This is a genomic window from Ferrovibrio sp. MS7 (assembly GCF_038404985.1).
GTDB classification, from domain to species: Bacteria; Pseudomonadota; Alphaproteobacteria; order Ferrovibrionales; family Ferrovibrionaceae; genus Ferrovibrio; species Ferrovibrio plantarum.
This window is the reverse complement of record NZ_JBBKBA010000003.1, coordinates 368308-392449: the sequence shown is the minus strand read 5'-3', so window position 1 is coordinate 392449 and position 24142 is coordinate 368308. Positions and strand designations below refer to the sequence as shown.

Here is a 24142-nt window from a genome sequence, read left to right as displayed (position 1 = left end):
GGTATTTCTTTAAAGGATTTGCGCCAGCGTCGGAAGGGCGGGGCCGGCCGGATCAACCGGGCGCCGGTCTTTGCCTTGGCCGCAGCCGACGAAGGGGATGTATGATGGGTGAAGTGGTAAGATTGATGCGTCACTACCAGCCGCCGGTGGCGGCCGTGGAGCCGGAACCCGTGACCAAGACCACGCATGCACAGCGTCTCTACCTCAAGCGAGGCCTGAGCCAGCCCGGCGGCAAGCTGCCGTTGTTCGATCTCGATGGCCAGCAGATCAGCCTGCAGACCATCAAATCCTGCATCCGCGCCGGCTGGGCCGAGCCATGGTTCGAGAATCCGATCAAGCCCGACTGGGTGGTGTGCAAGCTGACCGAGGCAGGCCGCGAGGCGCTGCGCGACGACGGGGTCGCATGAAGTCTTTCAGTACCGTTAGTACCGCCGCCCTGCTGGTTTTCTGTTTGCAGGCGGGGGGGCCGGCCTGGGCGGCGCTCGGGGTGCAGGATGCCCCGGTCAGCCAGCCGCTGGAAAAGCCGACCGGCGTGCAGCCGGCGCGGCCCGAGTTGCAGCGCCGCGCCGAGGCCGGTGAGGCGGAAGCGCAGTATCAGTTGGGGCTGGATTACCAGTTCGGCCTCGGTGGCCCGGCGGATTGGCCGGCGGCGCGGGCCTGGTTTGGCCGCGCGGCGGCCCAGGGCCATGTGAAGGGCCTCGGCGCCCATGGCTATATGCTGCTTTCCGGCAGTGGCGGGCCGCAGGACCTGGTCGGCGCCGAGAAGGCTTTGCGCCAGGCCGGCGAGGGCGGGGAAGCCTCCGCCACCGCCAATCTCGCGGAATTGCTGCTGCTGCGCGGCGAGGCGGCGGAAGCCCGCCAGATGCTGGCGCGGGCCGTTGCCGGCGGTGCGCTGAATGCCCGCTACCGCCTCGGCCGGCTGGATATCGCCGAGGGCCGGGTGCCCGAGGGCATGGCCCTGGTGGAACAGGCCGTGGAGCGCGGCCACCCGGAAGCAACGCTGTATTTTTCCGGCCTGCTATTGGCCGGCGGCAATGGCCTGAAGGCCGATGCACCGCGCGCCGCCAGGCTGCTGCGCCAGGCCGCCGAGGCCGGTTATGGTCCAGCCACGAATGATCTCGCCCGGCTTTATGACCTCGGCATCGGCGTTGCCGCCGATCCGCGCCAGGCGGCGGATTTGTATCGCCGCGCGCTCAGCCAGGGGACGGCGATTGCCGGCTACAATCTCGGCCTGCTGCTCAACAGCCCGCGCCTCGGCCCGCCCGATGCCGCATCGGCACGCTCGGCCTATCAACTGTCGGCGGAAGCCGGCTTCGTGCCCGGCATGGGCAAATTCGGCGAAATGCTGCTGCGCGGGCGCGGTGGGCCGGCGGATCCGGCCGGCGGCATCCGCTGGCTGACGCAGGCTGCCGAGGGCGGCGATGCCGATGCCCAGAACCATCTGGCCCTGGCCTATTTCAACGGCGAGGGCGTCGGCCGCGACGAAGCCCGGGGCATGGACTGGTGGGAACGCGCGGTTGCCCAGCAGCATCCGGCGGCGACCAACAATTTCGCCATGTATCTGGCGCTCGGCCAGGGTCGGGCAGCCGATCCGGCGCGGGCCGTGACGGTGCTGCGCGGCGTGGCCGAGAAGGGGGTGCCGCGCGCCGCCTTCCGTCTTGGCCTGTGGCATGAGGCCGGTTTCGCCGGGCTGAAGCCCGATACCCGCGAGGCCCTGGTCTGGTTCAAGCGCGCCGCCGAGGCCGGTTCCAGCCGGGCGATGTTCAAATATGCCGCCTATGTCGAGGCCGGCGAGGGTGGCGCGACGCCCGATCCAGCGCTGGCGATCCGGCTCTACCGCCAGGCCGCCGAGGCCGGCAATGCCGAGGCGCTGTTCCTGCTGGCGCGCTACAGCTTCAACGGCGAAGGCGTGCCGAAGGACCCGAAAGTGGCACTGGATTTCCTGCAGCGGGCAGCGCGGCGCGGCAATGCCGAGGCGCTGTTCGTGCTTGGCGATTTCTATTACCGGGGCGAGGGTGTGGCCGCCGATCCGGTGCTGGCCTGGGCGCATTGGGCGGTGGCCGAACGGCTCGGCCTGGCCGAGGCCGGGCCGAACCGGCGCATGCTGGAGCGCCAGATCGCGGCGCCGGAAGCCCAGGCACGGGCGCGGCAACTGGCCCAGGCGCTGCTGGCCGAGGCCGCCGCCGCCCAGGCTGATGAAGATTGATCCACGGTCAGGAGGCCCCCATGCTCTTGCTCATCATCGCCGCCATCGCCTGGGTGGCCTTGCACGTCATAGTAGCAGGCCCGCTGCGCGCCGGACTGATCGCCGGGATCGGGGAGGCACGCTACCGGGGCATCTTCTCCGGCCTCAGCGCGGTGTCACTGGCCTTCCTCATCTGGGCCTTTGGCCGGGCGCCCTATGTGGAATTCTGGGCGCCGTCGCCGGCGCTCGCCGTGGTGCCGCTGCTGGTGATGCCGGTTGCCCTGCTGTTCCTGGTGGCCGCGCTGCGTCCCAGCAACCCGACGCTCGCCGGCCCGGACATGCTGCTGAAAGGCACGCTGCCGGTACTGGGCTTCACCAAGGTGACGCGCCACCCCATGCTCTGGGGTTTCAGCCTCTGGGCGGTCAGCCATATGGTAGCCAATGGCGATGCCGCCGCTTGGGCTTTCTTCGGCGCCTTCCTGGTCACGGCGCTGAACGGCATGGTCTCCATCGACCGCAAGCGGGCAGCCAAATTTGGCGAGGATTGGCAGGTATTTATCGGAAAAACCTCGATCATTCCTTTTGCCGCAGTGCTGGAAGGAAGGCAGCGGTTCAGGTTCAACGATCTTGGCACGGTCAATATTGCTGTGACTGTAGTGCTTTATGCGCTTATCCTGGCCTTCCATCACATCATGACCGGGGTTCCGGCGATACCGTATTATAATTAATAATAACATATATTTATTATATAAATATGATCTTATGTAAAAGGTGAGGTATGGCGCGGCGCGCGGCAGGGCATTTCATCGGCTGGTTCCGGCCCCAGCGGGGCGCCGGCGGCCCGCCGTTGCAAATGCAATTATACGCCGCGATCCGGGCCGGTGTGCTCGATGGCCGGCTCGGCCCGGGCCAGCGGCTGCCTTCCAGCCGTGCCCTGGCCGAGGAACTGGGGCTGTCCCGCAACACGGTGCTGGGCGCCTATGACCGCCTGGTGGCGGAAGGCTACCTGGCGGTGCGGCCGGCTTCCGGGGTCTATGTCGCCGACGATGTGCCGGCCGATCTCGGCCAGGCTGCCCGGGCGGCGTCCGGCCCGGCGGGTTTCTCGGATCGCGGTCACCGCCTGATCGCTGCCGCCCCTGACCGTACCGCCCCGGCCACGGCCCGGCCCTTCGCCGTCGGGCTGCCGGCGCTGGCAGATTTCCCGCTGGAGACCTGGCGCCGGCTTACCAATCGTCGGTTGCGGCGGCCAGAGACCGGGCTGATGGCCGGCGGCGATCCGCAGGGGCTGCCGAGCCTGCGCCAGGCCCTGGCCGGTTATCTGACCGAGGCGCGCGGCCTGACCTGCACGGCCGACCAGCTCCTGGTGGTTTCCGGCGCGCAGCAGGCGCTTGATCTGGTTGGCCGGGTGCTGCTCGATCCCGGCGACCTGGCGGTGGTGGAAGACCCCGGCTATGCCGGCGCCCGCGAGGCCCTGGCCGCCGTGGGGGCGCGGCTCGAAGCCGTGCCGGTGGATGCCCAGGGGCTGGACCCGGAGCAGGTGGCGGGGCTGAAGGCGGCGCCGAAGCTGATCGCCGTCACCCCCTCGCACCAGTTCCCGCTCGGTGGCACCATGCCGCTGGCCCGCCGCCTGGGGCTGCTGGCCGTGGCGCGCGAGCGCGGCAGCATGATCGTGGAAGACGATTATGACTGTGAATACCGCTATGGCGGCCCGCCGCTGCCGGCCTTGCAGGGCCTGGACGATACCGCCGGCCCCGATGGCGGCCGGGTGATCTATGTCGGCACCTTTTCCAAGGTGCTGTTTCCCGGCCTGCGCATCGGCTACCTGGTGCTGCCGCCGCGCCTGGTGGCCGGCTTCGTACGCGCCAAGACCACCGCCGATGGCCATGGCGCCCTGCTGCCCCAGGCGGTGCTGGCGGATTTCATCGCCGAGGGCCACCTGGCCCAGCATGTGCGGCGCATGCGCAAGCTCTACCGCGAGCGCCAGCAGGCTCTGCTTGGCGCCCTGCAGCGCCATTGCCCCAGCCTGCGGGTCGGTCCGGCCGAGGCCGGGCTGCATCTGGTGGCGGAATTCACCGACCAGCGCGATGACAAGGCCATCGCCCTGGCCGCTGCCGCCCAGGGGCTGACGGTGGCGCCGCTGTCGCGCTACGCCATCCGCCGGCAGTTAAGCGGCCTGCTGCTCGGCTATGCCGCTTTCCCGCCGGCCGAACTCGAGCGCGCGGCTCAGCTGCTGGGCAAATTGCTCAAGTAACCCGGCAGCGGCGTACCGTGCGCGAGCAGCGGGTCCGGCACCGGCGCCTGGAAGCCGGTGGCGAAGGGTACCAGGCCGGCCCAGCAGGGGATGCCCATATCCGGCTCGTCATCCTTTGGCGGGCCGACGCGCATCTTGGCCGAGGCTTCGTCGAGCGGCATGGAGAGCACCATGGTGGCCTTCATCTCCTGGGCATCGGGGCCGCGGATCTCGGACCAACGGCCCTTGGCGATGCGTTCGACGAAATACTCCAACGCCTTCATCTTGGCGCCATCACCCTCGACTTTGGTAAAGCGGCCCAAAGCCACCACCGAGCGGTAGTTCATCGAATGGTGGAAGGAGGAGCGCGCCAGCACCAGGGCATCCAGGTGGGTGACGGTGACGCAGGCCGGAATGCCTTCCGCCAGCATCATGGTCATGCGGCTCTTGCTGGAACCATGGATGTAGAGATGGTCGCCCTCGCGCCAGTAGGCGGTTGGAATCACCATCGGCTGGCCGTCCTGCACGAAGCCGATATGGCAGACATAGCCGGCATCCAGGATGGCATGCACGGTCTCGGCGTCGTAGCGGCCGCGCTCATGCAGGCGGCGCACCCGCACGCGGTCGGAGGCGGGCTTGGCGCCATTATCGGCTGAGGTCTGGGGAGGCAGGGCGTTCATGGGGAAACTCCAGGGCAGAACTTTCTGGTCCCCTGGTTAGGCCGATTCAGGCACCAGATAAAGAACCGGAATCTGGATAAATGATGATACCAGAAAGGCGGCACGGGTTGGCCCGGATGCCGGCCCCGTGCTACCCCTGATTTGGATTTAGCCGCTACGGAGAGTCGCCTTGTTGCTGGAAAACCTGCTGATGCTCGGCAAGGGCGGGTTGGCGGGATTCGTCATCGCCGCGCCGGTTGGGCCGGTGGGCGTGCTCTGCGTGCAGCGAACCCTGGCACTCGGCGCCGGCAGTGGCCTGATGGCCGGCCTGGGGGCTGCTTTCGCCGATGCGCTCTATGGCTGCATCGCCGCCTTCGGTCTCAGCCTGATCGCCGAGTGGCTGCAAAGCCATGAAATACTGTTCCGCCTGATCGGCGGCGCCTTCCTGCTGTTCATGGGGGCGAAGATGCTGCGGGCTCGCCACGATCCGGCAGCACCGCTGCCCAGCGTGCCGCGCGATGATCTGGTGCATGGCCTGCTCTCCACCTTCCTGCTCACCGCCACCAACCCGATCACCATTGTCGCGTTCCTCGGCATCTTCGCGTTCCTTGGCATCGGTGCCGTGGGCGTAGATCAGGCACAGGCCGGCTGGCTGGTGCTGGGTGTGTTTATCGGTTCCTCGGTATGGTGGCTGTCGCTCGCCGCGCTGGCCGGGCGGTTCCGCCGCCAGCTTGCCGAGGGTGGGCTTGCCACCGTGAACCGCCTCTCCGGGTTGCTGTTGCTTGGCTTTGCGCTGTATGGCTTGGGGAGCGTTCTGTGGATGTGGAGTCAGGGAATCCGATGACCAGTCAGCATGACGGCCTGCCGCCGATCGAGATCACGCCGAAGGACCTGTCCGCCTACCGTAAGGGCAATCGTGGCGTCGATTACGTGCATACCTTCGACTCTGGCCGTCCCGGGCCTCACGTGATCGTGAACGCGCTGACCCATGGCAACGAATTCTGCGGCATGGTGGCGGTGACGCATCTGCTGGAGCAGAACATCCGGCCGCGCCGGGGCAAGCTGACGCTGTCATTCTCCAACATGGAGGCCTATGGCCGCTTCGATCCGGCCAAGCCGTTTGAATCGCGCTTCGTCGACCGCGATTTCAACCGCATCTGGGACAGCGCACTGCTGGACAGCGTGGAGGACAATACCGAACTGCGCCGCGCCCGCGAGCTGCGACCGATTTTCGCCGAGGGCGATGCACTGCTGGATATCCATTCCACATCCTATGCCGTGCCGCCGATGCTGATCCACGAACCGCAGCCGAAGTATGCGGCAATCTCCAAGCATCTGCACTCGCCGCTGCATCATGTGCTGCTGCCGGGTGTGATGCATCCCGGCCGGCCGTTGATCCAGTATGGCGATTACGGCGCGGCCGAGAAGCCGCCGCTGGGTCTGGTGGTGGAATGCGGCCAGCATTTCGCTGCCGCCTCGGGCCAGCTTGCCATCGATATCACCATCCGCTTCCTCGACTTCTTCGGCATGGTGACGCCGGAACTCGCCGCCCGCCATCCGGCGGAAATCGGCAATCCGCGGCGCTACGAGGTAACCCGGGTGCTGGTGGCGCAGACGGCGGAATTCCGCTTCGTGAAGCCCTGGGTCGGCTTCGAGGAGCTGGAGGAGGGCGAGCTGATCGCCATGGATGGCGATACCGAGGTGCGGGCGCCATTTCCCCGCTGCACGGTGATCATGCCGACACGGCGCATCCAGCAGGGGCGCGACGTCGTGTCGCTGGCCCGGCCTTTGCCATAACTTTCCGATAATTTTCGCCTATAGACGGCTTGATCGGCTTAACATTATGATCCGAGGAATGTCTGCTGGAGACCGGTAATCAGGGCCGGCATGGCGGGACATCGGATAACGGCTCGCGGGGGTGAGCCACCACACTTGCTCACCCCTGGCGATTCGTGGCGCAACGTGAAAAGGACAAGGGGACAATGAAGCCAGGCGCATTCTTCAAAGGAACGCTGATGGCCGCCGTCGCGGCGCTGTCGCTGCTCGCAGCAGACATGGCCACGGCGAAGACCTTCAAATGGGCGAATGACGGCGACGTCAGCTCGATGGATCCGTATGCCCGCAACGAGACCTTCCTGTTGAGCTTCAATCTCAACATGTATGAAGGCCTGCAGCGGCGTGACAAGAACCTGAAGCTGGAGCCGGCGCTCGCCACCAAGACCGAGATGGTCAACCCGACCCTGTGGCGCTACACCCTGCGCGAGGGCGTCAAGTTCCAGGGCGGCGAGAGCTTCACCGCCGATGACGTGGTGTTCTCCTATGGCCGCGCCGCTGGCCGCGGCTCGAACGTCACCGGCAACTTCGTGTCGGTGAAGGAAGTCCGCAAGGTCAGCGATTTCGTGGTCGAGATCGAGACCAAGTATCCGGACCCGCTGCTGGCCGACAAGCTCTCCCAGATCGGCATCATGTCGAAGGCGTGGGCCGAGAAGAACAACGCCCAGTTCACTGCGGACATGACGAAGAACGAAGAGAACTTCGCCACCCGCAACGCCAACGGCACCGGTCCCTTCATGCTGAAGATCCGCGAGCCGGACGTGCGCACCGTGCTGGTGCCGAATCCGACCTGGTGGGACAAGCCCGAGCATAACCTCACCGAGGTGGTGTTCCAGCGCGTCGCCAATGACGCCACCCGCGTCGCCGCCCTGCTGTCGGGTGAGATCGACATGATCTACACCGTGCCGCCGCAGGATACCGACCGCATCGGCAAGACCGCCGGCCGCCGCGTCCTCGAGGGCCCGGAAACCCGCGTGGTGTTCTTCGGCTTCAACCAGCAGCTCGACGAGCTGCCGGATTCCAACGTCAAGGGCAAGAACCCGTTCAAGGACAAGAAGGTCCGCGAAGCGTTCTACCGCGCCATCGACGTGGAAGCCATCAAGCGCACCGTGATGCGCGGCCAGTCGAAGCCGACGGCGCTGATGATCGGCACCGGCCTGAACGGCTACGATGCCTCGCTCGACGTGCGTCCGAAGTTCGATCCGGAAGCGTCCAAGAAGCTGCTCGCCGAAGCCGGCTACCCGCAGGGCTTCGAGGTCGGTCTCGACTGCCCGAACGACCGCTACGTCAAGGACGAAGCGATCTGCCAGGCTGCCGTGGCGATGCTGGCCCGCGTTGGCGTCAAGGTGAACCTGAACGCGCAGACGCGCTCGAAGTACTTCGCCAAGATCCTGCGCACCTCGTCGGACATGGAGAAGTCGCCGAATACCAGCTTCTACATGCTGGGCTGGTCGCCGGGCGCCACCTATGACGTGCACAACGTCTTCGAGGCCCTGATCCAGACCCCGAACCAGAAGACCGGCAAGGGCCTGTTCAACGCCGGTGGCTATTCCAACAAGAAGGTCGATGACCTCGCCGATGCCATGGAGCGCGAAAGCGACAAGGCCAAGCGCGATGCCATGATCAAGGAGGCCACCAAGCTGTATCTCGAGGACTTCGCTTACATCCCGCTGCATCAGCAGGTCGTGGTGTGGGCGGCCAAGGACAGCGTGGACCTGGTGCAGCTCTCGGATAATTACTTCCCGCTGCGCTTCGTCAAGGTCAAGTAAGTACCCAAGGAGGCGGCCCGGGTCGAACCGGGCCGCCATCCGCTTCAAGCAGCCCCAATGATCGCTTTCATTATCCGCCGCCTGATTCAGTCCGCCCTCGTTATGCTGGCGGTCGGCTTCATCGCCTTCATGATGTCGAACTATGTCGGCGACCCCGTGGCCAATATCGGCGGCACCGATCTGCCCGCCGCGGCCCGCGAGGAATTGCGCAAGACGCTCGGCCTCGACGACCCCATGCCGGTACGCTTCGCCCGCTTTGTCGGCAATGCCGTGCAGGGCAAGTTCGGCCTGAGCTACCGCACCACCGAGCCGGTCGCCAAGATGATTGTCGACCGCCTGCCGGCAACCCTGGAACTGAGCCTGGTCGCCGCGCTGATGGCGCTGGCGCTGGGCATCCCGATGGGCGTGTTCACCGGCCTCTATCCCAATCACTGGGCCAGCAGGTTTATGCTGACCATATCGCTGGTCGGCATTTCCTTGCCCACCTTCCTGATTGGCATCCTGCTGATCCTGGTTTTCGCCGTGATGCTTGGCTGGCTGCCCAGTTTCGGGCGCGGCGAGGTTGTCCGCATCGGCGGCTGGAGCACCGGCCTGCTCACTGTCTCCGGCCTCAAGGCCATCATCCTGCCAGCCTTCACGCTCGGCCTGTTCCAGATGACGCTGATCATGCGCCTGGTGCGCTCGGAAATGCTGGAAGTGCTGCGCACCGATTATATCAAGTTCGCCCGCGCCCGTGGTCTCACCAACCGCGCGGTGCATTTCGGCCATGCGCTGAAGAACACCCTGGTGCCGGTGATCACCATCACCGGCCTGCAGCTTGGCGCCATCATCGCTTTCGCCATCATCACCGAGACGGTGTTCTCCTGGCCGGGCATGGGTCTGCTGTTCCTGCAATCGGTGCAATTCGCCGATATCCCGGTGATGGCCTGCTACCTGGTGCTGATCGGCTTCCTGTTCGTGATGATCAACATGATCGTGGATATGCTGTATTTTGTCGTTGATCCGCGGTTGCGCACCGGGGGGCATAAGTGATGCGCGCTCTCAGCACCGCCGCCGACCTGTTCCACCGCGCCCGCGACAGCGACATCTATTTCAGCTTCAAGCGCTCGAAGCTGGTGGTGGTGGCCTTCTGGGTCACGGTGGCGATTTTCATTGGCGCATTGTTCGCGCCCTGGATCGCGCCGCATAACCCGCTCGACCTGGCCAAGCTGAACCTTTCCGATGCCTTCATGCCGCCGGCCTGGAATGCATCGGGCATGGCGCAATTCCCCATCGGCACGGATGATCAGGGCCGCGACCTGCTTTCCGCCATCATGTATGGCTCGCGCACCTCGCTGCTGGTCGGCTTCCTCGCCGTGATCTTCGCCATGGTGCTGGGTATCACGCTCGGCCTGATCGCCGGCTATGTCGGCGGCGCAGTGGATGCGGTGATCATGCGTATCGCCGATGTGCAGCTTTCCTTCCCGGCGATCCTGGTCGCCATGCTGATCGACGGCGTCACCCGCAGCCTGCTCGGCAACGACCGCCGCGACAATTCGGCATTGGTGGTGCTGATCGTCGCCATCGGCCTCAGTTATTGGGTGCAGTATGCCCGCACCGTGCGTGGCTCGGTGCTGGTGGAGAAGAACAAGGAATATGTGCAGGCGGCGCGCGTCATTGGCCTGTCGCCTGCGCTGATTGCGATCCGCCATGTGCTGCCCAATGTGCTCGGCCCGGTGCTGGTGATCGCCACCATCAACCTGGCATTGGCGATCATCACCGAAGCCACCCTCAGCTTCCTTGGTGTTGGCCTGCCGCCGACCAATCCCTCGCTCGGCACGCTGATCAGCACCGGGCAGAAATACCTGTTCTCCGGCGAATGGTGGATCACCATCTTCCCGGGGCTCACCCTCGCGATCCTGGTGCTGGCAGTGAACCTGCTCGGCGACTGGCTGCGCGATGCGCTCAACCCCAAGCTCAGGTAGCGGCGCAATGGCTCGACTCCTCGAAGTGAATAATCTCCGGGTCGAATTCCCGACACGACGCGGCACCCTGGTCGCGGTCGACGATATCTCGCTGCATATCGATGCCGGCGAAGTGCTGGGCATGGTGGGCGAGTCCGGTGCCGGCAAGTCGATGACCGGCTCGGCCATCATCGGCCTGCTGGAACCGCCCGGCCGTATCGCGTCCGGCGAAATCCTGCTCGAAGGCCGCCGCATCGACAATCTGCCCTATAACGAGATGCGCAAGATCCGTGGCCGCGAGATCGGCGCCATCTTCCAGGACCCGCTGACCAGCCTCAATCCGCTCTACCGCGTCGGCGACCAGCTCGTCGAAACCATCCTGACGCATCTGCCGATGACGCTCGCCGATGCCAAGGCCAGAGCCGTGAAGCTGCTGGAAGATGTCGGTATCCCGTCGGCTGCCGAACGCATCACGCAGTATCCGCACCAGTTTTCCGGCGGCATGCGGCAGCGCGTGGTGATCGCGCTGGCGCTGGCCGCGGAGCCGAAGCTGATCGTTGCCGACGAGCCGACCACGGCGCTGGACGTCTCGATCCAGGCGCAGATCATCGCGCTGCTGAAGAAGCTGTGCCGCGAGAAGGGTACGGCGGTGCTGCTGGTGACGCACGACATGGGCGTGATCGCCGAGACCGCCGACCGCGTGGCGGTGATGTATGCCGGCCGTGTCGCCGAGATCGGCCCGGTGCAGGATGTGATCAAGCACCCGCATCATCCCTATACCATCGGCCTGATGGGCGCGATCCCGAATATGGGCCAGGATGTCGAGCGCCTGACCCAGATCGACGGCTCGATGCCGCGCCTTAACGCCATCCCCAAGGGCTGCGCCTTCAATCCGCGTTGCCCCAAGACCATCGACCGCTGCTTCCAGGAGCGGCCCAACCTGATGCCGGCTGGCCAGAGCATGGCCGCCTGCTGGCTGGTGCAGAAGGAGGCAGCCCATGTCTAAGACGGGCATATCCAAGCAGGCCAAGCCGCTGCTGCAAGTCGCTGGCCTCAAGCGCTATTTCGATGTGTCGCCGCCGCTGCTGAACCAGATTCTCGATGGCCGACTGCTGAAGCGCCTGACCTCCGGCCAGGGTTCGCTGTGGCAGCGCCTTACCAATGCCCAGGGGCGCCGTATCGTTCGCGCCGTCGATGGCGTCGATTTCACCATCAACCAGGGCGAGACGTTCAGCCTGGTGGGTGAGTCCGGCTGCGGCAAGTCCACCGTGGCCCGCCTGATCGTCGGCCTCTATGGCCTGAATGGCGGCTCGATCAATTTCGATGGCGTCGAAGTCGGCCCCACCGCCGAACGCGCCAAGCATCCGGAAATCCAGGGCCGGATGCAGATGATCTTCCAGGATCCCTATGCCTCGCTCAATCCGCGCTGGCGGGTGGGCAAGATCATCGCCGAGCCGCTGCGCTTCCGGCGCCTGCTGAAGGACAACAAGGCGATCGAGCAGCGCGTCGGCGAATTGCTGACCCAGGTCGGTCTCTCGCCGCTGGATGCGCGCAAATTCCCGCATGAATTCTCCGGCGGCCAGCGCCAGCGTATCTCGATTGCCCGCGCGCTTGCCGGCGAGCCGGAATTCCTGGTCTGTGACGAGCCGACCTCGGCGCTCGACGTGTCGGTGCAGGCGCAGATCCTGAATCTGATGAAGGATCTGCAGCGCCGCCTGGGCCTGACCTATCTCTTCATCAGCCATAACCTCGCGGTGGTCTATCATGTCTCCGACAAGGTCGGCGTGATGTATCTCGGTCGCCTGGTGGAGTGGGCCGACAAGCGCACGCTGTTCGAACGCCCGCTGCATCCCTATACGCGCATGCTGCTGGATGCGATTCCCGATCTGGAGATGACCGGTCGCGCCCGCACGCCGGTGGCGGGTGAAGTGCCTTCTCCGCTCAACCCGCCTTCGGGTTGCAGCTTCCACCCGCGTTGCCCGCTGGCGAATGCACGCTGCAAGGCGGAGATTCCGAAGCCGCTGCCGGTCAGCGGCGGTGCTGTGGCCTGTCACGCGGTGGAAGAGAACCGCCTGCCGGTGTGGAAGTCAGCTGCTGCGTAGGCGGCAAAGATGTCAGGCGCCGCGTAAAGATTCCGGGCGCCGCTTAGGCCACATAAACATTCGTGTAACCATGATGTAGGGCGAAGGGGCGGCGACGCCCCTTGGAATTCCGCGCCCAAGGCCCTAGATTTAACCTCACTAGAGTATCGCCACGTTGAAAACTGAACCGGATCGGCAAGCCAGGGGGACGGGCGGGCCGGCAACCGAGCCGAAGGAGGCAGGCGATGAGCTATCGTGACATCACGGTCCATCTCACCTTGGACCCGCGCAACAATGCCCGCACGCAACTGGCCATAGCGCTTGCGCGTCGCTTCGCCGCGCAGCTTACCGGCCTCTACACCGTGCCGCCGCCGAATGTGCCCTATTACATGGGCGAGTATATTCCCACCGAGTTGATCCAGAAGCAGATGGACGACGCGCAGCATGCTTCGGCCGGCACGCGCGACGCCTTCATCGCCGCCTGCACCGCGGCCAACCTGCCGCATCGCTGGCGCCAGAGCGATCTCGCGCCGGTGGAGGCCCTGCGGGTGCAGGCGCGCACCAGCGATATCGTCATCGTCGGCCAGCCCGATCCGGAGCCGAGCGATCCCGGCGCCATTCCCTACGGTACCGATGTGCTGCCGCAGGAACTGGCGCTGCAGGCCGGCCGGCCGGTGCTGGCGGTGCCGCATATCGGCACCTTCTCTGATGTTGGCCGCCGCATCCTGGTCGCCTGGAATGGCAAGCGCGAGGCCGCCCGCGCGGTGCATGATGCCATGCCGCTGCTGAAGGGCGCCGAAAGCGTGGTGGTGCTCACCTTCGGGCCGGAGCGCAAGGGTCGCGCGCCGCAGGAGGAGATCGTCGATCTGCTGCGCCGCCATGGCATCCGCGCCGAGGGCGTGATCGCCAGTGCCAGCGGTGCCAAGGTCGGTCATGCCCTTCTCACTGAAGCGCAGAAGCAGCAATGCGACCTGATCGTGATGGGGGCTTTCGGCCATTCTCGCTTGCGCGAAATGGTGTTTGGCGGTGTCACCGAAACGGTGCTCGGCGCCATGACGCTGCCCATTCTGCTGAGCAACTGATCCTGGCTGCCAGCAATTGACGCCGCCGGCTCGGCAACCAGCGCGGCGTTCCCACGGCCTTGCAAACAACCAATCTCCTTGACCTGGGTCAAGGAGGTTCCCGGCAGGCCGTGCCATACTCATTTCAACGATGCGGCCCTACCTTTCCGTTTCGCACCCGCATCGGCAATGAGGTTGCCATGGGTTATCAAGATATTCTCCTGCATCTTTCCGACGATCCGCGCAGCGCGGTGAAAACCGATGTGGCGTTGCGCCTGGCGCAGAAATTCAAGGCGCATCTGATCGGGCTTTATACCGTGCCGCCGCCGGTGGTGCCGTATTACTCCGGCGAATTCGTGCCCGCCGCCTTCATACAGCAGCAGGTCGATGAGTCGCTGGCCGCTGCCGCCAAGTCCCAGGCCGCTTTCGAAGCCGCGACCGCCCGCGAGGGCGTGGCGGCGGAATGGATCGTCACGGAAGGCCCGCCAATCGAAGCCGCTGCCTCGGCTGCCCGTGCCGTCGACCTGGTGGTGCTGGGCCAGCCCGATCCGTCGCCGGCGGAAAACCCGGTGCTGGCGCCTGCCATCGGCCTGCTGCCGCATGACATTGCGCTGAGTGCCGGTCGCCCGGTGCTGGTGCTGCCCTATGCCGGCAAATTCCCCAGCATCGGCAAGCGCGTGATGATCGCCTGGAGCGGCACCAAGGAAGCCACCCGCGCCGTGCATGATGCGATGCCGTTCCTCAAGGCGGCAGAGAAGGTGACGGTGCTGAGCATCAATGCCGACAAGTCGCGCGGCACGCCGGGCGCCACTCTGGCCCGGCATCTTGCCCGCCATGGCGTCACCGTCGAACTGGCGAATACGGTGGCCGACGATATTTCGGTGGGCGAGGCGCTGCTCTCGACGGTCGCCGACCGCGAGGTGGACCTGCTGGTGATGGGCGCCTATGGCCATTCTCGCTTGCGCGAGATGGTGTTCGGCGGCGTCACCGAAACCATCCTCGATGCCATGACGGTGCCGGTCTTGCTCAGCAACTAGGTTTGTTCGGCTAGTGGGGGGCCGGCGGCGGGTTTTCGTCGCCGGCGGATCGGGCTATCCTTCCGTGTGTTCCCCGCGTGAAGGATAGCCCGATGTCTACGCGCCAGCCGCTGGTCCTGGTTCCCGGTCTTCTGCTCACCGCCGATTTCTGGCGTGAGCAGGTGGCACGCCTGAGCGATGTGGCGCATTGCGTGGTGCCCTGCGGCCAGATGCAGCTTGATGATATTGGCGACATGGCGCGCGCCGTGCTGGCCGAGGCGCCGGATAAATTTGCGCTCTGTGGCCTCTCCATGGGCGGCTATATCGTGCAGGAGATCATGCGCCAGGCGCCGGAGCGGGTGACGCGGCTGGCACTCATGGATACTTCGGCGCGGCCCGACACGCCGGAGCAGACACAGCGGCGCAAGGCTTTCCTCGATCTCACCCGGCTTGGCAAATTCCGTGGCGTGACGCCGCAATTGCTGCCCTTCCTGGTGCATCAGAAGAACCTGTCCAACCAGGCACTTTGCGACCGCCTGATCCGCATGGCCGACGAGATCGGGCCAGATGGCTTCATCAAGCAGCAGACTGCGATCATGGGCCGGCCGGACAGCCGCCCGTCGCTGCCTCATATCCGTGTGCCGACCCTGGTGCTGTGCGGCGAGAGCGACGCGCTGACGCCGCCGGAGCTGCATCACGAGATGGCGGCACTGATCCCGGGCGCGAAGCTGGAAATCGTGCGCGATGCCGGCCACCTGCCGCCGATGGAGCGGGCCGGCAAGGTCGCCACCTTGCTCAGAGCATGGCTGCGAGGGTAAGCCCGGCATCGCCGGGCGCCACCACCACGCGGTTGCGGCCCAGCCGTTTGGCTTCGTGCAAAGCCGCATCGGCGCGGTTCAGCAATTGATCCCAGGTCATATCGCCGCTGGCATCGTCCAGCGTCGCCAGCCCGACGCTGCCGCTTGAATTCAGCACGTCGCCGGTCTCGGTCTTGTGCTGCGCGGCGGCTACGGCGCGGCGCACCCGTTCGGCCAGTTGTTCGGCGCCGTCCTGCGGCGTCTCCGGCAGGATCAGGGTCAACTCGTCGCCGCCGGTGCGGCCGATATGGTCCTCGCGGCGCAGCAGGTCACGCACCGAGGCAACGATCTCGCAGAGCAGGGCATCGCCGGCACGATGGCCATGGCGGTCGTTCAGCGCCTTGAAGGAGTCGAGGTCCATGATGATGACGCTGAGCGGCTTTTGGTGCCGCAGGTAGCGCGCCACTTCCTGCTGTCCGATTTCATCCAGACCGACGCGATTCAGCACCCGGGTGAGGGCATCCTGGCGGATCAGGTCGGCCATGCGGGCGCGCAGCCGCTGGTTCACCATCAAGGCCCAGGCGAAAGCCCCTACCACCGCGCCAAGCGGCGGCAGGATGAAGTTCAGCATGTTAAGCGGGCCGGGATCGAATATCTCGCTGGAATTCGGTGAACGCCAGGTGACGTAGAAGCGCACGATGTTGAATGCCGTCAGCATCAGGAATACGCCGGCCAGCAGCAGTTGCTGCAATCGCATGCCGGGTTCTGGCCGCCGCGTCACCGATTCCGCACAGGCCAGTCCGAACGCAACGCAGGCGCCGGTATAGATCAGCACGCGCGTGCGCAGGCTGGGGTCAAGCAGGGCGAAATAGACCTGGAAGGCGAAGAACACCGCCAGGGCGATTCCGCCGATCATGTATCTGGGGCGGCGATGGAAGAACTCGTCGTTGCCCCACCAGAACAGGCAATAGGTGACAATCGCCATTGTGTTGGCGATGGCAATCGACAGCATGTCGTGAATCTGACCACGCAGGATCACCAGGCCGATGGCAAAGATCGAACCGGTCATGCCCAGGGCCCAGAGCAGGGTTGCCCGCTCATCGCGATGGCCATGCCACAGGAACCACATCAGCGCCGCCAGGATGGTCATGACGACGACGGACATGAACGACAGGGTCGTCACGTCCAGATGTATATTCATGGCCGAATTCTCCGGCTGCCTGTGTTTCTACCGGGTGAAACTAGCAAGTCGTGCCGGTTGCAGTCCACCCTTTAGGTGTCGGCGCTGCCCGCCATGGCACGGATGCCGTCGAATTCCAGCACCGCGCTTTGCGTTGCGGCAAGGCCGGCATTGAGCAGGGCATGGGCAATGGTGGTGGCCGGGATCGAGCGGTAGCGCCGCAGGCTGCCGGTCAGCAGCGGGTTGATCAGGGGATTGATCTTCTGGAACAGCCATTCCGCGGGGCGGCGCTCGGCGCGGTCGCCGATGATCAGGCCGGGCCGCAGGCGCACCAGGATGGGAAAGCCCATGGTCTCCAGGTCGCGCTCCACGGCACCCTTCACGGAGAGGTAGAAGTTTTTCGCCGCTGCATTGGCGCCGGCTGCGCTGACCAGGGCGAAGCGCTGCACGCCTGCAGCCTGCGCGGCGCGCGCGAAGGTCAGTACGGCATCTTGGTCGATGGCACGGAAGGCGGCCTGGCTGCCGGCCTTGGCTATCGTGGTGCCGAGCGCGCAGAGGGCGCCATCGAAGTGGCCGAGATCGGGCAGGGGGGTGGTGAAGTCGCTGATGCGCTGTTCCAGCTTGGGATGCTGGATCGGCAGCGGGCGGCGGCCGATGCCGACCACCTGCTCGACGCGGGCATCGTCCAGCGCGGCCCAGAGAGCAATCTTGCCAACCAACCCGCTTGCACCGGCGATCAGCAAGCGTGCCATGGCATCCCCCTGTCTAGATGTCGATCTCGCCCGCGAACTGGGCGTTTTCCTGGATGAACTGGAAACGCATTTCCGGCTTGCGGCCCATCAGGCGCTCCACCATGTCATGCGCTTCTTCCGCGATGTCGGTGCCGGCCTGCACCCGCAGCAACACCCGGTTCTTGCGATCCATGGTGGTTTCCTTCAATTGCTGCGGTGGCATTTCGCCGAGGCCCTTGAAGCGGCTGATCTCTATTTTGCCGCGGCTGTTGAAGGTGGTCTTCATCAGCTCTTCCTTATGCGCGTCGTCACGCGCATAGGCGGTTTTGCCGCCCTGGCTGATGCGGAACAGCGGCGGCTGCGCCAGATAAAGATGGCCATTGCGGATCAGGCTTGGCATCTCGCGGAAGAAGAAGGTGATCAGCAGCGAGGCGATATGCGCGCCGTCCACGTCGGCGTCAGTCATGATGATGACCTTGTCGTAGCGCAAATCTTCGTCGCGATACTTGGTGCCGGTGCCGCAGCCGAGCGCCTGGATCAGGTCGGCCAGTTCCTGGTTGGCGGCCAGCTTGCCCGAGGTGGCGGAGGCGACGTTCAGGATCTTGCCGCGCAGCGGCAGGATGGCCTGGGTCTTGCGGTCGCGCGCCTGCTTGGCCGAGCCGCCGGCGCTGTCGCCTTCGACGATGAAGATTTCGGTGCCTGCCGCGCTGTCATCCGAGCAATCGGCCAGCTTGCCGGGCAGGCGCAGCTTGCGCGTGGCGCTCTTGCGGCCAACTTCCTTTTCAGCCCGGCGACGCAGGCGTTCCTCGGCGCGCTCGATGATGCGCAGCAGCAAAGCCGTGGCCTGCTGCGGGGCGCCCGCCAGCCAATGATCGAAATGATCCTTGATCGCGGTTTCGACCAGCTTGGCGGCTTCCACCGTCACCAGCTTTTCCTTGGTCTGGCCCTGGAACTGCGGTTCCTTGATGAACAGCGACAGCATGGCGGTGGCGCCGCTGACGATGTCTTCCGCCGTGATCTGGGCGCCGCGCTTGTTGTTGGTGAGGTCGGCGTAATCCTTGAAGCCGCGCAGCAGGGCCGAGCGGAAGCCGGCCTCGTGCGTGCCGCCTTCCGGCGTCGGCACGGTGTTGACGTAGGAATTCAGCCAGCCATCGCCGATTTCCTGCGGCCAGTGGATCGCCCACTCGACCTGGCCGCGCTCGCCCGCCAACTGTGCCCGGCCGGCGAACGGCACCGGCGTGATGGTGGCCTGGCCTTCCAGGGCAGCGTTCAGATAATCCTGCAGGCCGCCGGGGAAATGCAGCGTCGCTTCAGCCGGCGTCTCGTCGTCGCCCTTGAGCAGGTCGGCGGCACATTTCCAGCGGATCTCGACGCCGGGATAGAGATAGGCCTTGGACCGCGCCATCTTGAACAGACGAGCCGGGCGGAAATGCGCGCCCTTGCCGAAAATCTGCTCGTCGGGATGGAAGGTGACGGTGGTGCCGCGACGGTTCGGCGCGGCACCGACCTTGGCCAGCTTGCCCTGCGGCGTGCCGCGCGAATAATCCTGGCGCCACAATTCCCGGTCACGCGCCACTTCCACCACCAGGCGGTCGGACAGCGCATTCACCACCGAGATGCCGACGCCATGCAGGCCGCCGGCGGTGGAGTAGACCTTGTCGGAGAACTTGCCGCCGGAATGCAGCGTGGTGAGGATCACTTCCAGCGCCGACTTGTCCTTGAACTTGGGGTGCTTGTCGATCGGGATGCCACGGCCGTTATCGGCCACCCGCAGGGAACCATCGGCCAGCAGTTCCACCTCGATGCGGTCGGCATGGCCGGCCACGGCCTCGTCCATCGAGTTGTCCAGCACCTCGGCGAACAGGTGGTGCAGGGCGCGCTCGTCGATGCCGCCGATATACATGCCGGGGCGGCGGCGCACCGGTTCCAGGCCCTCGAGGACCTCGATATCCTTGGCGGTGTAGTCCGAGCCGCCCTTGGGGCCACCCTGGAACAAGTCATTCATCGAATTCATGGGCCGCGCTATACTGCAATCAGGGACCCCTGTATAGGGGCGGACGAATCGTTGGCTACCAAATATAGTATTTTTTGCAGGCGCGAAAAGCACTTAATCCGGCAAGCAGGAGTGGTGGATGACCGAAGCGGCGGCTAAGACCAAGCGGGGCGAACCGGTGATCCGGACCGCGCCGATGCCCTCCGACATGAACGGCAACGGCGATATCTTCGGCGGCTGGGTGCTGAGCCAGATGGACATTGCCGGCGGCATCATGGCGGCGCGGCGGGCCATGGGCCGGGTCGCCACCGTGGCGGTCGATTCCATGACCTTCAAGCAGCCGATCAAGGTCGGCGACGTGGTGTCGATCTATGCCACGGTGACGCGGGTCGGCCGCACCTCGATCTCGGTGCATATGGAGACCATCGTCGCCCGCCGGCTTGATCCGGAGGAGATCAAGGTGACGGAAGGCACCTTCATCTATGTCGCCATCGACGATCAGGGCCGGCCGCGCCCGATCGCCCCGGCTGCGTCATGATCACGCCCCCGCCGCGCGGCTGGCTGGCCGACGAGGTGCAGGCGCCGGCCCTGGTTGACCTGCTGGCCTGGTACAACACCACCCGCGGCGACAAGCCGATCCTGCCGGTGGCGGCTTTGCCGGCACTCTCGAAGCTGCCGGGTGGCGCCGATCTGGCGCTGGTCGAGATCGAGCCCTATGGCGGCTACCGCTACCGCTCCATGGGCAAGGCCTACAAGGCCCTGGCGGTATTGCCGCCCGATGGCGATGGCGTGACACGCGAAAGCCGCGCCGTGATCCGCCAGCATCTCGATCTCGCCAGCCGCGAAGGCCATCCGTTCCATATCAGCATCACGCGCTGGGACGGGCCGAACATCCTGCAATACGACCGCCTGATCCTGCCGCTGGATGACGGCAACGGCACCATCACCCATCTGCTGGTCGGCGAGGCCTTCCTGCGCTACGCCCGCGGCGGGCCGGAGGAAGAGTAGGGTTGCCCATTTCTGTATATTATCATAATATACAGAAATGATTGATCTCGACCGCATTCTCGGGTTCGACTGGGATGGCGGCAATGCCCGCAAGAGCGAGGACAAGCACGGCATCAGTCAAAGCATGGCCGAGCAGGTGTTCTTCAATGAGCCGCTATTGCTGCTGTCTGATGAGCGGCATAGCGGAGGGGAACCTCGGTATCATGCCCTTGGCCGCAGTGACGATGGCCGCCTGCTGCACATCACGTTCACGTTGCGCAGTCAGGGCACAATGATCCGGGTCATATCGGCGCGCGGCATGCATAGGAAGGAGTGGCTGCGTTATGGCGAAGAAGAAGTTTAAGACCATGTCGGCTTTTGCTTCCGAAGCGGAAGAGCGGGCTTTCTGGGAAAGCCATGATTCCAGCGATTACGTCGATTGGAGCAAGGCGAAGCGTGCGCGCCTGCCCAATCTGAAGCCGACCACCACATCGATTTCCCTGCGCCTGCCGGTCGGCCTTTTGGATCAGATCAAAGTGGCAGCCAACAAGCGTGACATGCCCTATCAGTCTCTGATCAAGGCATGGTTGGCCGAGAAAGTCGGCTAGAACTAGAACCCCAAACTCTCGCCGATCTTCAGCGGCAGCACGGCATCCGCTGTGTAGCCGGCCTTGCCGCCGGCATCGCGGAAGCGCGGCGCTGCCTCGAAGGCCGGTTCCTGGGTCAGCACCACGGTGCCCCAGTGCATGCCGACCAACCGTTTCGCGCCGATATCGTGGCCCAATTGCACAGCTTCCTCTGGTGTAGTGTGGCTGGCTTTCATGATTGCCTGCGGTTCATAGGCGCCGATGCCGACCAGCGCCAGGTCGATTGGCGCGAAACGGTTGCCGATGTCCTTGAACACCGCGCCATAGGCGGTGTCGCCACTGAAATAGACCCGTTTGCCGCCGCCCTCGATGACGAAGCCGGCCCATAATGTGCGGTTGGTATCGAACAGTGTGCGGCGCGAGAAATGCACTGCCGGCACGGCGGTGATCTTGAGGCCGCTGCGCTCGATGCTGTCATACCAATCCAGCTCGACCACTTTGGCATAGCCGCGTTCGCGGAAGAAATCGCCAAGCTTGAGCGGCACCACGACGGTGACGCGATCCTTGCCGGGCAGGGCCTCGATGGTGCGCTCATCCAGGTGGTCGTAATGGTTATGGCTCACCAGCAGCAGGTCCAGCGGCGGCAATTGCTCGACGCCCAGCGCCGCCGGCACATAGCGTTGCGGCCCGAAGAAATATGGCCCGGCGCGAGTGGAGAGATAGGGGTCGGTGATCAGCGTGGCGCCGTTCAGGCGCATCAGGAAAGCGGCATGGCCGAGCCAGGTGACATGGTCCTGGCCGGCCAGCGCGGCGCGGCCAGCCTGCGTTTCGGCGGCGCTGAGCACATGGCCGGGCGGCGGCTCCGGCGGATCGAAGGAGCGCAGGAACTGGCCGAACAGGAAGGGCGCGAAATCGCTGAAGCCTGCCGTGCGCGGCGGGCTGCCCGGCGGGTTGCGGAAGCGGCCATCGGCCAGGTGGTGATAGGGCTTGCCCTCGGCCTGCAAGGCGTCGGGCGCGGGGGTGCAGGCGCCCAATACCAGAAGCAACAGCAGCAGGGCGGCGAAGGAGGGGGCTCTTGGCGTCATGGACCGAGGATAGGGCGCCGGCGGGAACCGGCAAACCCCGGAAGGGTTTGAACTTTTGGTGATTTGCAACCCATGTGAGAGAACCGTTGACGCCGCCCCAGGGCAGCACATATCTTACATACAAGATATGCAAAGGCGCCGTCAGGTCAGCAAGGCCGGCAGGCAGCCACAGGGAGGGGAGCGGGGAGCCATGTCGAGCGGCCCGCAGGTGCAGGCGGTGCCGGTATTGGCGCCGCCGGTACAGCGCAACAATCTGTCCGGCACAAGCCAGGGGCGTACCTTGGGGCGCAGCGCCACGGCGGCGGCGCGCGTGCATGAGCGGCTGCGCGAAGACATCCTCTCGCTGGCCCTGCCGCCTGGCTCGTCGCTGTCCGAAAACGATCTGGCGCGCAGCTTCGGTGTCAGCCGCACCCCGGTGCGCGAGGCCCTGCTGCGGCTCTCCGACGAGAACCTGGTGGAGATCGTGCCGAAATCCGGCACCACGGTCAGCCGCATTCCCTATGCCAAGCTCGGCGAGGCCATCGTGATCCGCCGCGCGCTGGAAGAGGTGGCGGTGCGCAAGGCTGCCGAGCGGGCGTCGAAAAGCCAGATCACCGGCCTTCACGCCATCATCGAACGCCAGCGCGAGGCCGAACTGGCCAATGACGCGGAAGCCTTCCACAATGCCGACGAGGCCCTGCATGCCGCCATCGCCGAGGCGGCCGGCTATCCCGGCATCTGGGTGCTGGTGAGGCAGGTGAAATTCCATGTCGACCGTTTCCGCCGGCTCACCCTGCCGCAGGTGGGTCGCATCGCCCGCGTGATCGAGGAGCATGAAGCGGTGGTGGCTGCCATCGCGCGCCACGACGGCGAAGCGGCTTTGCGCGCCATGGACCACCATCTCGACGGCCTGCAGGGCAGCCTGCCCGATATCCGCAGCCTCAATCCCGATTACTTCACCGAGGAGGATGAAGTCTGACCCCGCGCCCCGGAGGCACCGGGGCACTTGTGTAGCTGTTCATAAAAACCGGAGGAACCGCACGATGAAACTGTTCGCATTCGCCGCTGCCGGCCTGGCCATGGCCGTCGCCGCCACGCCCGCCCTGGCGCAGACCAAGCTGAAATGGGCGCATGTCTATGAAACGCCCGAGCCTTATCATACCGAGGCATTGTGGGCGGCGCAGGAAATCGCCAAGCGCACCAACAACAAGTACCAGGTCGACGTGTTTGCCGCCTCGCAGCTCGGCAACGAGAACCAGATCAACGAGGCGCTCACGCTGGGCACCGTGGATATCATCTACACCGGCGTAGCTTTTGCCGGTTCGATCCACAAGCCGATCGCGATCTCGAACGCGCCGTTCATCCTGCGCGATTTCGACCATTGGAAGGCCTATCGCGATTCCAAGCTGTTCACCGACATCGCGTCGGGCTACGAGCAGAAGACCAAGCATAAGGTGACGGCACTGACCTATTACGGCCAGCGGCATCTCACCGCCAACAAGGCGATCAACAAGCCCGAGGACATGAAGGGCATGAAGCTGCGCGTGCCGCCGGCGCCGCTGTACCTGATGTTCACCAAGTCGGTGGGCGCCAATGCGACGCCGATTGCCTTTGCCGAGGTCTACCTCGCTCTGCAACAGGGCACCGTGGACGGCCAGGAGAATCCGCTGCCGACCATCATGGCGAAGAAGTTCTACGAAGTGCAGAGCCACATCATGCTGTCGGGCCACATCACCGAAAGCCTGCTCAGCATTGTCGGCGGCCATGTCTGGAACAAGCTGAGCGCCGACGAGAAGACGATCTTCACCGATGTGCTGAAGACCGCCGCCTCGCGCGCCACGGATCAGATCCGTATCTCGGAACAGAACCTGGCGGCGGAATTCCGCAAACTCGGCAAGACCGTGGTGGAAGTGGACCGCAAGCCGTTCATTGCCGCTGCCGCGCCGCTGCATAACGATGCCTCGGCGGGCGCCGGCTGGAGCAAGGCGGAATACGACACGCTGCAGGCGCTGAAGTAAATCCGAAC

At 65.2% G+C, this 24142-nt stretch carries 25 protein-coding genes; 20 read left to right on the top strand and 5 right to left on the bottom strand.

Annotated elements, in window-relative coordinates; all coding sequences use genetic code 11:
• Positions 1–101: 101 nt before the first annotated feature.
• From V6B08_RS20185 to pdxR, 4 genes are all read left to right on the top strand, one after another.
• Positions 102–407: a hypothetical protein gene (locus V6B08_RS20185; protein WP_341984329.1), complete on the top strand. Its 306-nt coding sequence runs from the start codon at positions 102–104 to the stop codon at positions 405–407.
• Positions 404–2206, top strand: coding sequence for a tetratricopeptide repeat protein (locus V6B08_RS20180; protein ID WP_341984327.1), 1803 nt, complete (start codon positions 404–406; stop codon positions 2204–2206). The genes V6B08_RS20185 and V6B08_RS20180 overlap by 4 nt, the downstream gene beginning before the upstream one ends.
• 20 nt (positions 2207–2226) lie before the next feature.
• Positions 2227–2913 (top strand): NnrU family protein, encoded by a 687-nt coding sequence (locus V6B08_RS20175; RefSeq protein WP_341984325.1) that lies wholly within the window; start codon positions 2227–2229, stop codon positions 2911–2913.
• 125 nt (positions 2914–3038) lie between these two features.
• Positions 3039–4436: a MocR-like pyridoxine biosynthesis transcription factor PdxR gene (gene pdxR / locus V6B08_RS20170; protein ID WP_341984324.1), complete on the top strand. Its 1398-nt coding sequence runs from the start codon at positions 3039–3041 to the stop codon at positions 4434–4436.
• Here pdxR and V6B08_RS20165 read toward each other — a convergent pair.
• Positions 4409–5095, bottom strand: a complete 687-nt coding sequence (locus V6B08_RS20165; protein WP_341984322.1) for a pyridoxamine 5'-phosphate oxidase family protein — start codon at positions 5093–5095, stop codon at positions 4409–4411. The genes pdxR and V6B08_RS20165 overlap by 28 nt on opposite strands.
• Before the next feature lie 169 nt (positions 5096–5264).
• On the opposite strand from V6B08_RS20165, the gene V6B08_RS20160 reads away from it, so the two are divergent.
• From V6B08_RS20160 to V6B08_RS20115, 10 genes are all read left to right on the top strand, one after another.
• On the top strand, positions 5265–5918 hold the full coding sequence (locus V6B08_RS20160) for a LysE family translocator (RefSeq protein WP_341984320.1): 654 nt from the start codon (positions 5265–5267) through the stop codon (positions 5916–5918).
• Positions 5915–6871, top strand: coding sequence for a M14 family metallopeptidase (locus V6B08_RS20155; protein ID WP_341984318.1), 957 nt, complete (start codon positions 5915–5917; stop codon positions 6869–6871). Before V6B08_RS20160 ends, V6B08_RS20155 begins: the two co-directional genes overlap by 4 nt.
• A gap of 218 nt (positions 6872–7089) precedes the next feature.
• Complete coding sequence (locus tag V6B08_RS20150) at positions 7090–8676, top strand: ABC transporter substrate-binding protein (protein ID WP_341984316.1); 1587 nt, start codon at positions 7090–7092, stop codon at positions 8674–8676.
• A gap of 57 nt (positions 8677–8733) precedes the next feature.
• Positions 8734–9708 carry an ABC transporter permease gene (locus tag V6B08_RS20145; RefSeq protein ID WP_341984315.1) on the top strand — a complete coding sequence of 325 codons (975 nt, stop codon included), beginning with the start codon at positions 8734–8736 and terminating at the stop codon, positions 9706–9708.
• Positions 9708–10640 carry an ABC transporter permease gene (locus V6B08_RS20140; protein WP_341984312.1) on the top strand — a complete coding sequence of 311 codons (933 nt, stop codon included), beginning with the start codon at positions 9708–9710 and terminating at the stop codon, positions 10638–10640. The genes V6B08_RS20145 and V6B08_RS20140 overlap by 1 nt, the downstream gene beginning before the upstream one ends.
• A 7-nt stretch (positions 10641–10647) precedes the next feature.
• Positions 10648–11625 (top strand): ABC transporter ATP-binding protein, encoded by a 978-nt coding sequence (locus tag V6B08_RS20135; RefSeq protein WP_341984310.1) that lies wholly within the window; start codon positions 10648–10650, stop codon positions 11623–11625.
• A complete protein-coding gene (locus V6B08_RS20130) occupies positions 11618–12721 on the top strand; it encodes an ABC transporter ATP-binding protein (RefSeq protein ID WP_341984308.1) in 1104 nt (367 codons plus the stop codon). Before V6B08_RS20135 ends, V6B08_RS20130 begins: the two co-directional genes overlap by 8 nt.
• A gap of 224 nt (positions 12722–12945) precedes the next feature.
• Positions 12946–13782, top strand: a complete 837-nt coding sequence (locus tag V6B08_RS20125) for a universal stress protein (RefSeq protein ID WP_341984306.1) — start codon at positions 12946–12948, stop codon at positions 13780–13782.
• Between the two features lie 179 nt (positions 13783–13961).
• On the top strand, positions 13962–14798 hold the full coding sequence (locus tag V6B08_RS20120; protein WP_341984304.1) for a universal stress protein: 837 nt from the start codon (positions 13962–13964) through the stop codon (positions 14796–14798).
• A 92-nt stretch (positions 14799–14890) separates the two neighbouring features.
• Positions 14891–15595: an alpha/beta fold hydrolase gene (locus tag V6B08_RS20115; protein ID WP_341984303.1), complete on the top strand. Its 705-nt coding sequence runs from the start codon at positions 14891–14893 to the stop codon at positions 15593–15595.
• Here V6B08_RS20115 and V6B08_RS20110 read toward each other — a convergent pair.
• The 3 genes from V6B08_RS20110 to parE all read right to left on the bottom strand — a co-directional run bounded on the left by V6B08_RS20110 (position 15573) and on the right by parE (position 19490).
• Positions 15573–16775, bottom strand: coding sequence for a GGDEF domain-containing protein (locus V6B08_RS20110; protein WP_341984302.1), 1203 nt, complete (start codon positions 16773–16775; stop codon positions 15573–15575). The genes V6B08_RS20115 and V6B08_RS20110 overlap by 23 nt on opposite strands.
• Before the next feature lie 71 nt (positions 16776–16846).
• Positions 16847–17506 (bottom strand): Rossmann-fold NAD(P)-binding domain-containing protein, encoded by a 660-nt coding sequence (locus V6B08_RS20105; RefSeq protein ID WP_341984300.1) that lies wholly within the window; start codon positions 17504–17506, stop codon positions 16847–16849.
• Positions 17507–17519: 13 nt separating this feature from the next.
• Entirely contained in the window at positions 17520–19490 is a 1971-nt protein-coding gene (gene parE, locus V6B08_RS20100; protein WP_341984485.1) for a DNA topoisomerase IV subunit B, read from the bottom strand.
• A gap of 127 nt (positions 19491–19617) precedes the next feature.
• Here parE and V6B08_RS20095 point away from each other — a divergent pair, with 127 nt between their 5' ends.
• The 4 genes from V6B08_RS20095 to V6B08_RS20080 are packed head-to-tail and all read left to right on the top strand — an operon-like array spanning position 19618 to position 21073.
• Positions 19618–20016 carry an acyl-CoA thioesterase gene (locus V6B08_RS20095; RefSeq protein WP_341984298.1) on the top strand — a complete coding sequence of 133 codons (399 nt, stop codon included), beginning with the start codon at positions 19618–19620 and terminating at the stop codon, positions 20014–20016.
• Positions 20013–20486, top strand: a complete 474-nt coding sequence (locus V6B08_RS20090; RefSeq protein ID WP_341984296.1) for a hypothetical protein — start codon at positions 20013–20015, stop codon at positions 20484–20486. Before V6B08_RS20095 ends, V6B08_RS20090 begins: the two co-directional genes overlap by 4 nt.
• Before the next feature lie 37 nt (positions 20487–20523).
• Positions 20524–20829 (top strand): BrnT family toxin, encoded by a 306-nt coding sequence (locus V6B08_RS20085; protein WP_341984294.1) that lies wholly within the window; start codon positions 20524–20526, stop codon positions 20827–20829.
• Entirely contained in the window at positions 20810–21073 is a 264-nt protein-coding gene (locus tag V6B08_RS20080; protein WP_341984292.1) for a BrnA antitoxin family protein, read from the top strand. Before V6B08_RS20085 ends, V6B08_RS20080 begins: the two co-directional genes overlap by 20 nt.
• A 2-nt stretch (positions 21074–21075) precedes the next feature.
• On the opposite strand, the gene V6B08_RS20075 is transcribed toward V6B08_RS20080, so the two are convergent.
• Positions 21076–22137 (bottom strand): MBL fold metallo-hydrolase, encoded by a 1062-nt coding sequence (locus V6B08_RS20075; protein ID WP_341984290.1) that lies wholly within the window; start codon positions 22135–22137, stop codon positions 21076–21078.
• A 190-nt stretch (positions 22138–22327) separates the two neighbouring features.
• Between V6B08_RS20075 and V6B08_RS20070 the strand changes: the two genes are divergently transcribed.
• A complete protein-coding gene (locus tag V6B08_RS20070; RefSeq protein WP_341984288.1) occupies positions 22328–23095 on the top strand; it encodes a GntR family transcriptional regulator in 768 nt (255 codons plus the stop codon).
• A gap of 64 nt (positions 23096–23159) precedes the next feature.
• A complete protein-coding gene (locus tag V6B08_RS20065) occupies positions 23160–24134 on the top strand; it encodes a sialic acid TRAP transporter substrate-binding protein SiaP (protein WP_341984286.1) in 975 nt (324 codons plus the stop codon).
• Positions 24135–24142: the final 8 nt, after the last annotated feature.